The sequence below is a fragment of the Mesorhizobium sp. WSM4848 genome, assembly GCF_055811375.1.
This window is the reverse complement of the sequence record NZ_JBVVPX010000009.1, coordinates 108,838-121,273: the sequence shown is the minus strand read 5'-3', so window position 1 is coordinate 121,273 and position 12,436 is coordinate 108,838. Positions and strand designations below refer to the sequence as shown.

The 12,436-nt window shown below is 63.0% G+C and carries 13 protein-coding genes; all 13 read right to left on the bottom strand.

Translation table 11 applies throughout. From position 1 onward, the window contains the following. Positions 1 to 97: 97 nt before the first annotated feature. Complete coding sequence (locus tag AC0L16_RS11575) at positions 98 to 2,005, bottom strand: propionyl-CoA synthetase (RefSeq protein WP_473620825.1); 1,908 nt, start codon at positions 2,003 to 2,005, stop codon at positions 98 to 100. A gap of 198 nt (positions 2,006 to 2,203) precedes the next feature. Then, on the bottom strand, positions 2,204 to 3,190 hold the full coding sequence (gene dhaK, locus AC0L16_RS11570; RefSeq protein WP_077376896.1) for a dihydroxyacetone kinase subunit DhaK: 987 nt from the start codon (positions 3,188 to 3,190) through the stop codon (positions 2,204 to 2,206). A 35-nt stretch (positions 3,191 to 3,225) separates the two neighbouring features. Next, positions 3,226 to 3,651, bottom strand: a complete 426-nt coding sequence (locus AC0L16_RS11565) for a hypothetical protein (RefSeq protein WP_473620823.1) — start codon at positions 3,649 to 3,651, stop codon at positions 3,226 to 3,228. An 8-nt stretch (positions 3,652 to 3,659) separates the two neighbouring features. Further along, positions 3,660 to 5,261, bottom strand: a complete 1,602-nt coding sequence (ptsP, locus tag AC0L16_RS11560) for a phosphoenolpyruvate--protein phosphotransferase (protein ID WP_473620822.1) — start codon at positions 5,259 to 5,261, stop codon at positions 3,660 to 3,662. Further along, positions 5,245 to 5,547 (bottom strand): HPr family phosphocarrier protein, encoded by a 303-nt coding sequence (locus tag AC0L16_RS11555; protein WP_473526172.1) that lies wholly within the window; start codon positions 5,545 to 5,547, stop codon positions 5,245 to 5,247. Before AC0L16_RS11555 ends, ptsP begins: the two co-directional genes overlap by 17 nt. A gap of 20 nt (positions 5,548 to 5,567) precedes the next feature. After that, positions 5,568 to 5,957 carry a dihydroxyacetone kinase phosphoryl donor subunit DhaM gene (gene dhaM, locus AC0L16_RS11550; RefSeq protein WP_473620821.1) on the bottom strand — a complete coding sequence of 130 codons (390 nt, stop codon included), beginning with the start codon at positions 5,955 to 5,957 and terminating at the stop codon, positions 5,568 to 5,570. Beyond that, positions 5,954 to 6,556, bottom strand: a complete 603-nt coding sequence (dhaL, locus tag AC0L16_RS11545) for a dihydroxyacetone kinase subunit DhaL (protein WP_473620888.1) — start codon at positions 6,554 to 6,556, stop codon at positions 5,954 to 5,956. The genes dhaM and dhaL overlap by 4 nt, the downstream gene beginning before the upstream one ends. Before the next feature lie 29 nt (positions 6,557 to 6,585). After that, positions 6,586 to 7,605, bottom strand: a complete 1,020-nt coding sequence (locus tag AC0L16_RS11540; protein ID WP_473620819.1) for an ABC transporter ATP-binding protein — start codon at positions 7,603 to 7,605, stop codon at positions 6,586 to 6,588. Further along, the gene (locus AC0L16_RS11535; protein WP_473620818.1) at positions 7,598 to 8,710 is read right to left on the bottom strand and encodes an ABC transporter ATP-binding protein; all 1,113 of its coding nucleotides are present in this window, start codon (positions 8,708 to 8,710) and stop codon (positions 7,598 to 7,600) included. Before AC0L16_RS11535 ends, AC0L16_RS11540 begins: the two co-directional genes overlap by 8 nt. A gap of 3 nt (positions 8,711 to 8,713) precedes the next feature. Next, positions 8,714 to 8,920, bottom strand: a complete 207-nt coding sequence (locus tag AC0L16_RS11530; protein ID WP_027151572.1) for a hypothetical protein — start codon at positions 8,918 to 8,920, stop codon at positions 8,714 to 8,716. Further along, positions 8,917 to 9,867, bottom strand: a complete 951-nt coding sequence (locus AC0L16_RS11525; RefSeq protein WP_473620817.1) for a carbohydrate ABC transporter permease — start codon at positions 9,865 to 9,867, stop codon at positions 8,917 to 8,919. Before AC0L16_RS11525 ends, AC0L16_RS11530 begins: the two co-directional genes overlap by 4 nt. Then, positions 9,864 to 10,811, bottom strand: a complete 948-nt coding sequence (locus AC0L16_RS11520) for a carbohydrate ABC transporter permease (protein ID WP_473620887.1) — start codon at positions 10,809 to 10,811, stop codon at positions 9,864 to 9,866. The genes AC0L16_RS11525 and AC0L16_RS11520 overlap by 4 nt, the downstream gene beginning before the upstream one ends. 126 nt (positions 10,812 to 10,937) lie before the next feature. Beyond that, entirely contained in the window at positions 10,938 to 12,269 is a 1,332-nt protein-coding gene (locus AC0L16_RS11515; protein WP_473620816.1) for an ABC transporter substrate-binding protein, read from the bottom strand. Positions 12,270 to 12,436 lie beyond the last annotated feature (167 nt).

Genomic DNA, 12,436 nt, shown 5'->3' with positions numbered 1-12,436 from the left:
AGGGCTATTGCTGCATTGCACAACAGGCGATTGCAGTGCGGGATGAATTCGTGAATTCGTCCGAAGCCGCGATCCGCCTGCCGCGCTCCGGAAACAGCTAAAGCCCGATTCCGCGTCCCTTCAGCGCCGCGGTGATTTCGTCGAGAATGACCGGGTCATCGATGGTCGCCGGCATTGTCCAGTCTTCCTTGTCGGCAATCTTCTGCATGGTGCCGCGCAGGATTTTGCCGGAGCGAGTCTTGGGCAGGCGCTTGATCGTGACCACCGTCTTGAAGGCGGCGACCGGGCCGATCCGCTCGCGCACCAGCGTGACCACCTCGGTCTCAATAGTGCCGCTGTCGCGCGTGACACCGGCATTCAGCACGACGAAGCCGAGCGGCACCTGGCCCTTCATCGCATCGGCGATGCCGACGACGGCGCATTCGGCAACGTCCGGATGCGCGGCCAGCACCTCCTCCATGGCGCCGGTCGACAGCCGGTGGCCGGCGACATTGATGATGTCGTCGGTGCGGGCCATCACGAACAAATAGCCGTCCTCGTCCATCATGCCGGCATCCGCCGTCTTGTAGAAGCCGGGGAATTCCTCGAGATAGGCTTGGCGAAACCGGTCATCGGCATTCCACAGCGTCGGCAGACAGCCGGCCGGCAGCGGTAGCTTGACCACGACATTGCCCAACGTGCCGCGCGGCACTTCGTGGCCGGCATCGTCGAGCACACGGATGTCGTAGCCGGGCATCGGTACCCCGGGCGAGCCGTACTTCACCGGCAGTAGCCCTAATCCGGCTGGGTTGATCGTCATCGGCGAGCCCGTCTCGGTCTGCCACCAATGGTCGATCACCGGCACGTTCAGTTTCTGCTCCGCCCATTTGATGGTTTCCGGATCGGCGCGCTCGCCGGCGAGGAACAGCGTGCGGAATTTCGACAGGTCGTAGTTCGGAACGAATTCGCCCTTGGGGTCCTGTCCCTTGATGGCGCGGAATGCGGTCGGCGCGGTGAACAGCGCGACGACGCCATGCTCTGATATCACCCGCCAGTAGGTGCCGGCGTCGGGGGTGCCGACCGGCTTGCCCTCGAACAGGACGGTCGTGCAGCCATGCAGCAGCGGGCCGTAGACGATGTAGGAATGGCCGACCACCCAGCCGACGTCGGAAGCCGCCCAGAACACCTCGCCCGGCTTGACGCCGAACTCGTTCTCCATCGACCATTTCAGCGCAACCATGTGGCCGCCATTGTCGCGCACGATGCCCTTGGGCTGGCCGGTCGTTCCGGACGTGTAAATGATGTAGAGCGGGTCGGTGGCGAGCACCGGAACGCAGTCGACATTGGCGCCCGCGGCCCGCTCGCGGGCGACGGCGTCGGCATAGTCGATGTCGTGGTTCTCCTTTAGCTCGCAGCGCAGCTGATCGCGCTGCAGGATGAGGCAGGCTTCGGGCTTGTGCCGCGACATCTCGATCGCCTTGTCGAGCAGCGGCTTGTAGGCGACGACGCGCCCGGGCTCCAGGCCGCAAGAGGCGGAAATGATCAGCTTCGGCCTGGCGTCGTCGATGCGCGTGGCGAGCTCGTGCGAGGCAAAGCCGCCGAAGACGACCGAATGCACGGCGCCGATCCGGGCGCAGGCAAGCATGGCAAACGCAGCTTCCGGCACCATCGGCATGTAGATGATCACCCGATCGCCTTTTTGGACGCCGCGGTTCTTCAGCACCGAGGTCAGCGCGACCACCTCGCGTTTCAATTCGGCATAGGTGAATTTCCTGACCGTGCCGGAAATCGCGCTGTCATGGATCAGCGCGATCTGATCGGCGCGGCCACCCGCCACGTGGCGGTCGACGGCGTTGAAGCAGGTGTTGCAGGAGGCGCCGCCAAACCAGCGCCCATAGACGCCGGCATTCGGATCGAAGACCGTGTCGAACGGCGAGAACCAGTCGATGGCCTTGGCCGCATCCGCCCAGAATTTTTCCGGATCGCGTTTCCAGCCGTCATAGACCTCGTGGTAGCGTGACGCCATCCAGCTTTCTCCCAGGAATGTTTCTGTCCTTGGAAATAGCGTATGCTGCTTTTGCAAGCACGTGCAAATTCGTCTTGGCGACCTCGCTTTGGTCGAAATGGACGTGACCGCCGCTTTATCGCCGCAACCGGCCAGGTGCGTAGAATGCGCCTGCTTGCTTAAGACTGTTCCTACAGCCGTGGCGCGGTGTTGGCCGTGCTACATCCCCCGGCGCAGCGCAGCCGTATGCACCGGTGCGTCCCACAGTGCGGTCGTCTCGTCGTCGAGCATGGTCAGCGTGATCGAGCAGCCGGCCATGTCGAGCGATGTCACATAGGACCCGACCAGTGAACGGGCGACCGTCACGCCGTTTTTCTCGAAGATTTTCCGGGCGCTGTTGTACATCAGGTAGAGCTCCATCAGCGGCGTACCGCCGAAGCCGTTGACGAAAAGCAGCGCCGGACCTTTTGCCTGGTCACCCAGATCGCCAGATATAGCCGCGCAAATCTCCTCGGCGATGGCGTCGGCGCTCTTCAATGTGTCGCGGCGGCGCCCGGGTTCGCCATGGATGCCGACGCCGAACTCCATCTCGCCGTCGCCAATATCGAAGGTCGGCCTGCCGGCGGCCGGTACGGTGCAACTGGTCAGCGCAACGCCCATCGAGCGCGTTGCTCCATTGACGCGCTCACCGAGCGTCTTCAACGGCTTCAATGCCATGCCTTGCTCGGCCGCGGCGCCGAGGATCTTTTCGACCACCAGCGTGCCGGCAACGCCGCGCCGGCCAGTGGTGTAGGAAGAGTTCTCGACCGCGACGTCGTCATTGGTCACCACTTGCATCACGCCCTCCGACATTTCGGCGGCCATGTCGAAATTCATCACGTCGCCCTCGTAGTTCTTGACGATGAACAGGCAGCCGGCACCGGTGTTGACCGCTTCCGCGGCCGCCATCATCTGGTCCGGCGTCGGCGAGGTGAACACCTGGCCGGGGCAGGCGGCATCCAGCATGCCATGCCCGACCAGCCCGCCATGCAGTGGCTCGTGGCCAGAGCCGCCGCCGGAAATCAGCGCCACTTTGCCCGGCTTGAGTGTCCTGCGGCGCACGAATTTATGCTCGTCGCCAAGCACAAGGATATCGGCATGGGCGGCAACGAATCCGTCGAGGCTTTCGGTCAGCACCGTGTCCACAGAATTCAGAAACTTCTTCATGGCCGTCTCTCCCCAAATAGCTGAACGTGGCGCGACTATATCCCGCCCTTGCCGGCGATGCTGGTGATCTTCTGGATGAAATCGTTGACCGCCCTGTCGAGCGCCGCGTTCTGTTTGTCGTCGCCGAAATCGGGAACGATCAGCGAGACATGCCGCGTCTTGCGCATGCCTGATGCCATCGACATTTTCCCGGGATGCGCCTGATGGTAGGCGGCTAGAAAATGGTCGCGTTCGGCCGGGCTGAAATGGCAGACGGAGAAAATAGCCGGCAAATGTTTTGACGGGATCGGGATCGAGTAGGCCGGGCTGGAAATCTGCGTGACGAAGCTGCGATGCTTGCCCAACGCGTCGGCGAGGCGCTGGCGCATCCCGGACGGGCGCTGGTCGAGGACCTGCGACAGGATCGTCTTATAGGCGCGGATCGCCTCTTCGGAGCCGGCTTCAGGTGTCGTGTCGGCCATGCCGGTGCCTAGATCGAAACGTTCGCAATGGCCGCCTTGGCCATTGCGAGTTGGGCGGGAACCACGGAAAGGTCGCGCAGGCCGGCCTCAATCAGCCCCGGGATCGCCGCCGGATCGCCGCCGGCGTCGCCGCATAGGCTGACCGGAATCCTTTGCATGCGGCCGAACGCCGCAACCGAGGCGATCAGCCGAAGCACGGCCGGATGCCTGATCGAATTGAGATGCGCAACCAACGCGTTGTCGCGCGCCGCCGCCATCACATACTGGGTCAGGTCGTTCGAGCCGATCGAGAAGAAGGCGACCTCGGCAAACGCCTCCGGTGCGATCGCCACCGACGGCACCTCGACCATGATGCCGAGCGGCGGCATTTTATGCGCGACGCCGCGCGCGGCAAGCGCGGCCTGCTCTTCCGAGAAGAGCGAAGCTGCTCGCTGATACTCGTCCCACACGGCGACCATCGGGAACATCACCTTGAGATTGCCATGCAAGGCGGCGCGCAGCAGCGCCTTGATCTGCACCCGAAAAACCTCCGGTCTCGCCAGCGATAGCCTGATGCCACGCAGGCCGAGAAACGGATTGCCCTCCTCGACGGTGAAGCCCGGCACCGGCTTGTCGCCGCCGGCGTCGACGGTGCGAATGGTCACCGGTTTGTCCCCAGCCCATTCGAGCACTTTGCGGTAGGCGCGATACTGCGTTTCCTCGTCCGGCAGCGTCTTGCCGAACAGGAACTCGGTCCGCATCAGCCCGACGCCGTCGCAGGTCGAGACATCGATGTTGTTGACATCGGACGGATCGGCGATGTTGACCTGCACCCGCACCGCCGTGCCGGCTTTCGTCACCGCCGGCCGGGCCAAAAAAGTTTCCGCCCTGTCGCGACGCGCCGCGAAAGAGGACGATGATCGCCGGAACGCCTCGACCTCTGCCCTTGATGGCGCCAATATGATGCCGCCATGCTCGGCATCAAGCAGGGCGACGCCGGCAAGATGAGCCGGCGAAGCACCGAGCCCGACTGCCCCAAGCCCCACGACCATCGGCACGCCGCGCGAGCGCGCCAGCATGGCGACGTGGCTGGCGGCACTGCCCGCTTTCAGTGCGATGCCGCCGCCGGAACTCCAGTCGGTTTCGAGAAAGCGCGTCGGCGCGATGTCCTCGCCGTAGAAGATAGCTCCTGCCGGCGCCGCAGGGTCGCTGTCCTCGGTCAGTGCGCGCAGCACCTGGTCTCTGATGTCGCGCATGTCGGCGGCGCGCGCCCGGAAATAATCCTGGTCTGACGTTTCATAGCCGACAATTTCGGCGTCGAGCGCCTGCCGCCAGGCCGCATCGGCCGGCTGGCCGGCGGCAATCGCGGCAAAGGCCGGGCCGGTCAGCGCATCGTCATCCAGCATGGCGAGCTGGAATTCGAGAATGTCGGCGGCGTCGCCCTTGGTCGCTTCGATCAACGTCGCAAGCCGGCCTGTCGCTGCCTTGATTGCCGTTTCGAGCGCGAGCCTCTCGTCCGCGGCGGTCGCCTTACGGCCATAGCGCGCGACAACCGGATCGAGGTTGAACAGCGGCCCTTCGGCATAGCCGGCCGAAGCCGAAATCCCCTGCAGCCTAAGCGGTTCGGGCATGGTCCACGCCCTCGTCGAAATCGCGCCGCACCAGCTCGACCAGCGCGCCGACCGCCTCGCCGGCGCCGTCACCCCTCGCTCGGATATGCAGCACCGTCCCTTTCGGCGCCTTGGCGGCCATCACCTTGACGATGCTCTTGGCATCGAACCAGGGCCCGTTGGCGGCGAGCGCCACTTCGACTTCGGCCGAAAATGTTTTGGCGAGCTTGGTGAACTTCACCGAAGGGCGCGCATGCAGGCCCACCTCATGGCTGATCAGGACGGTGGCTTCTGCGGATGCCGACATGCTGTCAAAATTCCTGTTATTCACGATGGCGACAATTCGTGTGCCGTCGCCGCCACTTCCCTGAGCGAAGCGCCGCCGGAAGCCTCCGTCGCCGCCATCACCGCGCCCTCGACGATCGGCGCATTGCAGACGATGATCTTGTGCGCACGCGGCTCGCCGATCATCTCGACCGCCATCTCGCTGTTGGTCTCGGCGCCGCCGAGATCCACAAGTATGGCGACACCCGCCTCCGACCAGGCCTTGTTGATGGCGCCCATGATCGCCTCGACATTGGTTCCCAGCCCGCCATGGCCGTTTCCGCCGCACCATGCAAGCGGCACTTCGTCGCCGACCATCTGGCGCACCATGTCGGCCGTGCCCTCGGCGACCAGCGGTGAATGCGATACGATAACGATGCCGACATTGCTCATGCGTGCCCCTCGATGGTCTCAGTGACAGCCCGCACCAGAAGTGCGATCGAGCGCCCGCCGGCATCCATATGGCCGATCGAGCGGTCGCCGAGAAACGAAGCGCGTCCGCGCAACGCCTTCATTGGCACGGTGGCATCGGCCGCACTGTCCGCGACATCGGCGATTTCCGCCTCGGTTTTTCCCTGCAGCAGGGCGTCATGCACTGGCTGCAGCACGTCGAGCATGGTCTTTTGCCCGACCTGCGACTTGCCCCTGGCTGCCACCGCCTCGATTGCCTTGCCGAAAGCCATAGCCAGATTGGCGCGATCCGGCTCTGCGGAAATCTCCTTGCCGAGCGCCATGAACAGCGTCCCGAACAGCGGTCCCGATGCCCCGCCCACCGTCATCACCAGCTTGGTGCCGATCGCCTTCAGCGCCTCCGGCAGTGGCTTTGCAGCAAACGCCTCGGCCTCCGCCCGCACTGCCTCGAAGCCGCGCTTCATGTTCAGCCCATGGTCGCCGTCGCCGGTCGCCCGGTCGAGCGCGGTCAGTTCGTCCGCGTGGGCGGCAATCGTGTCGGCGGTGACGGATATCAGTGTCTTCAGGTCAACCTTGTCCATCGTCCCAGTCTTGACCATCGTCTCAGCGCTCATCGGTTTGCAATCCTGTTGCCGGCCTGGTCGAAGAACAGCGGCGCCCGGTAGCGGATAATCACCCGGTCGCCCTTTTCCAATTGGATGTCGGGATCGGTCAGCGTAACCAGCTTTCTGCTCCCCACCGTCACATGCAGGTGGTTCTGGTCGCCCAAATGTTCGACCCAGTTAACAACGCCGTCGGCGGGGCCATTCGATGCCTTGCCGATCGACAGATGTTCTGTACGCGCGCCGATCGTTTTGGTTCCCGCCGGCATGTCGCCATCCGGCAGCAGGCCGGTCGGCAACAGATTGATCGCCGGCTGGCCGAGCCTTGCGGCGACATGAAGGTTTGCCGGCTCCGAGTAGATGGTGCGTGGCGTGCCGATCTGCACCAGCACGCCGTCGGCGAGAATTCCGATGCGATCGGCCATCGTCATCGCTTCGATCTGGTCGTGCGTGACATAGAGCATGGTGGCGCCGACCTCGGCCTGGATGCGCTTGAGCTCGAGCCGGAGATCGGCGCGCAGCTTGGCATCGAGCGACGACAGCGGCTCGTCCATCAGATAGATCGAGGGCTTGCGCACCAGGGCGCGCCCGATGGCGACGCGCTGCATCTCGCCGCCGGAAAGCTTGGTGGAGCGGTTGGAGAGCTTGTGGTGGATACGCACCATCTTGGCCACATCCTCGACGCGGCGGCGCACCGCGTCCTCGCCCAGCCGCCGCGCCGGCGAGCGCAGCGGAAAGGCCAGGTTGTCGTAGACCGACAGATGCGGATAGAGCGAATATTGCTGGAAGACGAAGGCGGTGTCGCGCTCGGCCGGCGACAACATTGTCGCATCGCGGCCGCCGATATGAATCGAGCCCGTGTCCGGCCGTTCCAATCCGGCGATAAGTCTGAGCGTCGTCGTCTTGCCGGCCCCGGTCGGGCCGAGCAGCACGACGAATTCGCCGTCGGCGACGTGCAGATCGAGAGTGTCCACCGCGACATGTTCGCCGAAGCTCTTGGTCACGCCTTTGATCTGCACGTCAGCCATGATGCGCTCTTCCCTGGGAAGCCCCGTCATGGATTGCGGTTCGCACCGCGCGGCCGGAGCCCTTCTCGAACAGCGACAGCCGTGCGCTGCTCAGCGCCAGGCCGACGTGGTCGCCCGCATTGAGCCGGATTTCGGCCGGCACCCGCGCCTTGATGATGCCCCCGGATGTCTCCACCGCAACGATCTGCGTGGTGCCGAGATATTCGGTGCCATAGATGGCGCCGCGCAGCTTCGACGCGTCGTCGAAGCGGATGTGTTCCGGTCGGATGCCGAGCGCCATCTCGGCCGGCGCGATGTCCTCACGCACCTCCGGCACTGCCACCTTGGCGCCTTGCACCACGATCTCCCTGGCGCCCTTTGAAAGCCCGCCGCCGAAACCGAGAAAATTCATCGGCGGCGAGCCGATGAAATCGGCGACGAACATGGTCGCCGGCCGGTCGTAGATTTCGCGTGGCGTCCCGAACTGCTCGATGACGCCGTGGTTCATAACCGCGATCTTGTCGGCCATCGACATCGCTTCCATCTGATCATGCGTGACATAGACCGTGGTGGCGTGGATGCGGTTGTGCAGTTCGCGCAGCTCATGGACCATGAGATCGCGGAATTCGGTGTCGAGCGTGCCGAGCGGCTCGTCCATCAGGAAGCATTTTGGCCGCCGCACGATGGCGCGGCCGAGTGCGACGCGCTGGCGATCACCGCCGGCAAGGCCGGAGACCGATTTGTTGAGCAGATGGTCGATGCGCAACAGCTTTGCCGTCTCTTCGACGCGCTGGCGGATTTCGATGCCTGGCATGCCTTGTGCCAACAGCGGGAAACCGATGTTCTTGCGCACATTCATGTGCGGATAGAGCGCGAACAGCTGGAAGACGAAGGCGATGTCGCGCTCGCGGGCACGCCGCATGGTGACGTCCTCGCCACCGAGCAGGATCTTGCCGCCGGTCGGCAGTTCGAGCCCGGCAATCATGCGCAACGTCGTCGTCTTGCCGCAACCCGACGGCCCCAGCATGACGAAGAACTCGCCATCCCCGACGACGAAGTTGGAATCCTGCACGGCGACGAAATCGCCGAATGCCTTCCTCAGATGCTCGACCCTGATCTCCGCCATCGTCTACTCCGGAAACTTCGAGACGATGATGAACATCGCCGTGCCGGCCAGCATGGTGATGAACGAATAAGTGTAGAGCGACAGCGCGAACGGCTGGAACAGCATCAGGAAGCCAATGGCTATGATTACTGTGGCGATGTTCTCCATCAATCCGCGCCTCGCCCAGACCGGCCAGCGCGACTTGCGTTTTGCGGGTTGGGTCATGCTCATTTGCGCACCGCGCCGAAGGTGATGCCGCGCAGCAACTGCTTGCGAAGCAGGATGGTGAAGACCAGGATCGGCACCAGGAAGATCGTCGTGCCTGCGGCGACCGCCGGCCAGTCCTGGCCGCCTTCGCCGATGATCGTGGGGATGAAGGGCGGTGCGGTCTGCGCCGTGCCCGAGGTCAAAAGGGCGGCGAACGCATACTCGTTCCAGGCGAAGATCAGGCAGAAGATGGCGGTCGCGGCAATGCCGGTGGTCGCCTGCGGCAGCACGGTGCGCCAGAAGGCCTGCAGCCGCGTATAGCCGTCGATCATCGCCGCTTCCTCATATTCGCGCGGGATCTCGTCGATGAAGCCCTTCAGCAGCCACACCGCAAGCGACACGTTGACCGCCGTGTAGAGCAGGATCATGCCGAGCGCGGTGTCCGACAGGCCAAGCTCGCGATACATCAGGTAGATGGGAATAGCGACCGCGATCGGCGGCATCATCCGCGTCGACAGGATGAAGAACAGCAGATCGTCGGCCAACGGCACCTTGAAGCGCGAGAAGCCATAGGCCGACAACGTGCCGAGGAACACCGCGCAGAAGGTCGAGCCGAAGGCGATGATCAGCGAATTGACGAAGCGCGGCATGAAGTTGGACGGGCCGGCGATCACCATGTTGCGCTTGCGCACGGTCTCGTCGCAGACGCCCGTCGCCGGTCCCAGCGAGTTGATGTATTCCGGTGTCTGCCGTGTGCGGGTCGAGAACAAATTGCAGTAGCCCTCGAGGCTCGGCTGGAACAGGATCTTTGGCGGATAGGCGATTGAGTCCGGCGGTGTCTTGAAGCTGGTGGCGAAGATCCACAGCAGCGGCACGATCGAGATCAGCGCGTAAAGCACGATGATCGTGCCGGCGACGCGCTTCGAAATGGCCGAGGGTGCGACGACCGAATGGGCTGACGTCAGGCTCATCTCTGCTTCACCTTGTTGAGCGCCTTGACGTAGATGTTGGCAAGTCCGAACACCGCGACGAACAGGATGATGGCGAAGGCCGAGGAATAGCCGGTCCGCCAGCTTTCGAAGGCCTGCCGCTTCAGCGTGATCGAGGCGACTTCGGTGGTCGAGCCGGGTCCGCCGCCGGTGAGCAGGTTGACCATGTCGAACATCTTGAAGTTCTCGATACCGCGAAACAGCACCGCCAGCATGATGAAGGGCAGCGCCATCGGCAACGTGATCGACCAGAACTGCCGCCAGTTGGAGGCACGGTCGACCTCGGCTGCCTCGTAGATGTATTCGGGGATCGAGCGCAGGCCGGCGAGACAGATCAGCATCACGTAAGGCGTCCACATCCAGGTGTCGACGATGACGATCGACCACGGCGCCAGCGACACGTTGGAGAGCATGCCGATCTGCGTTGCCGGAATGCCGATGACGAACGAGATGGCATAGGCGAACAGGCCGATCTGCGGCTCGTAGAGGAAGCGCCAGAAATTGCCGACGACTGCCGGCGACAGCATCATCGGCACCAGAATGATGGTCGTCCAGAAGGCGTGGCCGCGAAACTTCCGGTCGATCAGCCAGGCCAGCGTGAAACCGATCAGCGTCTGCAGCAGGATGGTCCAGAACACGAAATGCGCCGTCGTCTGCATGGCGATCCAGATGTCCTGGTCGCCGAGGATGCGTTTGTAGTTGGCAAGGCCGACATTCCTGACCACCTCGTTCGGACGGTTGGCGCGGTAGTTGGTGAAGGACAGATAAATCGCCCAGAACAGCGGGAAGATATTGATGGCGAGCAGCAACAGGATCGTCGGCGAGATGAACAGCCAAGCGAGGCCCTTGTCGCTGATGCCCCGGAACTTGCGGGCCAACGGCTCAGGCGTAGCCCGGGCAACGCTGTCCGCAGTCCGATTGAGCATGGTCAGTCCCGCTTCGGTCACTTGGGTTGTCTCGACAATGGAATTTATCTGAACTGTGTCCCGTGCCAAGAGCGGCACGGGACACGCGGTCGTGGCTCGGGAGGAGCCGGTTAGGTCTTGCCCCAACTACATCTTGCCGTCGTCCTGGAAGACCTCGGTCCAGTCCTTGACCAGGCCGTCAAGCGCATCCTTGGCCGAACCCTGGCCGGCGACGACATAGTCATGGAAGCGCTTCTGCGACGCCTGCAGCAGCGGCGCATAGCTGGGCTCTGCCCAAAAATCCTTCACGATGGCCATGGAGTCGAGGAAGGTCTGCGCGTAAGGCTGGCTGGCCGGGAAGCCTGGATCTTTGACGACCGCGTTGAGGCAGGAAAAGCCGCCGAGCGACCACCATTTGGCCTGCACATCCTTGTTGGCGAACCACTTGATGTATTTGAGCGCCGCCTCCTGCTTGTCCGAATAGGAGACCACCGAGATGCCCTGGCCGCCAAGCTGGGCGAATTGATCGCCGTCGGGGCCCTTGGGATTGGCGAAATAACCAATCTTGTCGCCGCCGACATTTTCGTCCTTCTGCAGGCCTGGCCAGGTAAAGGCGAAGTTCATGTGCATCGCCACCTGGCCGGATTTGAAGGCGTCGACGCCTTCGCCCATGTAGCTGTTCGATGCCCCGGGAGGCGTGCAGCAGTCATAGAGCGCCTTATAAGTCTCCAGACCCTTCACCGATTTCTCGGAGTTGACGAAGCCGTCCATCTCGTAGGGCTTGTCGGGGTTTTCATAGTTGAAGCCGAAGCTGTAGAGCACGTCCATGGCGCCCATGGTGATGCCTTCGGAGCCGCGCTCGGTGTAGATCGACGCACCATAGACTGTCTTGCCGTCGATCTCACGCTTCTGGAAGAACTCGGCGATCTGCTTCAACTGGTCGAAGGTCGTCGGCGCTGCGAGATCCCAGCCGTACTTTTCCTTGAACTCCTTCTGCAGTTCCGGCTTGGAGAACCAGTCCTTGCGATAGGTCCAGCCGACGACATCGCCCATGGCCGGCAACGCCCAGTAATTCGGCGAGTTCTTCGGCCATTCGGAGTAGCCGACGACGGTCGCCGGCACGAAGTCGTCCATGCTGATCTTCTCCTTGTCGAAGAAGTCGTTCAGCTTGACGTAGTGGCCGTTCTCGGCCGAGCCGCCGATCCACTGGCTGTCGCCGATGATCAGGTCGCACAGCTTGCCCTTGGAATTCAGTTCGTTGAGGAAACGATCGGCATAGTTGGTCCACGGCACGAATTCGAATTTCATGCCGATGCCGGTTTCCTTGGTGAAATCCTTTGACAATTCGACAAGCGCGTTGGCCGGGTCCCAGGCTGCCCAGCAAAGCGTCAGCTCTTCAGCCTGCGCGACATTCGAAACGGCGGTCGACGCAAACATCGCCGATGTCAGTCCCAACGTCAGTTTCAAGGTCGATTTCATGCCTTCCTCCCATTTGCGAAACGCGCCCGGATGACGGTTCCAAAAACCTCAACCCCCTCCTCAGGGGTCTAAACATGACGACGCGCGGTAGCGCGTCCGATGTTTAGTAATTTGTTTAGTGATGCAATTTTTACTAAACAACGCAAGCGAATTCGTCGCTGCGCTGC

Excerpts from the sequence above, each read along its gene's own strand:
- AC0L16_RS11575 (WP_473620825.1), bottom strand. The coding sequence starts at position 2,005 with ATGGCGTCACGCTACCACGAGGTCTATGACGGCTGGAAACGCGATCCG.
- dhaK (WP_077376896.1), bottom strand. The coding sequence starts at position 3,190 with ATGAAGAAGTTTCTGAATTCTGTGGACACGGTGCTGACCGAAAGCCTC.
- AC0L16_RS11565 (WP_473620823.1), bottom strand. The coding sequence starts at position 3,651 with ATGGCCGACACGACACCTGAAGCCGGCTCCGAAGAGGCGATCCGCGCC.
- ptsP (WP_473620822.1), bottom strand. The coding sequence starts at position 5,261 with ATGCCCGAACCGCTTAGGCTGCAGGGGATTTCGGCTTCGGCCGGCTAT.
- AC0L16_RS11555 (WP_473526172.1), bottom strand. The coding sequence starts at position 5,547 with ATGTCGGCATCCGCAGAAGCCACCGTCCTGATCAGCCATGAGGTGGGC.
- dhaM (WP_473620821.1), bottom strand. The coding sequence starts at position 5,957 with ATGAGCAATGTCGGCATCGTTATCGTATCGCATTCACCGCTGGTCGCC.
- dhaL (WP_473620888.1), bottom strand. The coding sequence starts at position 6,556 with ATGGACAAGGTTGACCTGAAGACACTGATATCCGTCACCGCCGACACG.
- AC0L16_RS11540 (WP_473620819.1), bottom strand. The coding sequence starts at position 7,605 with ATGGCTGACGTGCAGATCAAAGGCGTGACCAAGAGCTTCGGCGAACAT.
- AC0L16_RS11535 (WP_473620818.1), bottom strand. The coding sequence starts at position 8,710 with ATGGCGGAGATCAGGGTCGAGCATCTGAGGAAGGCATTCGGCGATTTC.
- AC0L16_RS11530 (WP_027151572.1), bottom strand. The coding sequence starts at position 8,920 with ATGAGCATGACCCAACCCGCAAAACGCAAGTCGCGCTGGCCGGTCTGG.
- AC0L16_RS11525 (WP_473620817.1), bottom strand. The coding sequence starts at position 9,867 with ATGAGCCTGACGTCAGCCCATTCGGTCGTCGCACCCTCGGCCATTTCG.
- AC0L16_RS11520 (WP_473620887.1), bottom strand. The coding sequence starts at position 10,811 with ATGCTCAATCGGACTGCGGACAGCGTTGCCCGGGCTACGCCTGAGCCG.
- AC0L16_RS11515 (WP_473620816.1), bottom strand. The coding sequence starts at position 12,269 with ATGAAATCGACCTTGAAACTGACGTTGGGACTGACATCGGCGATGTTT.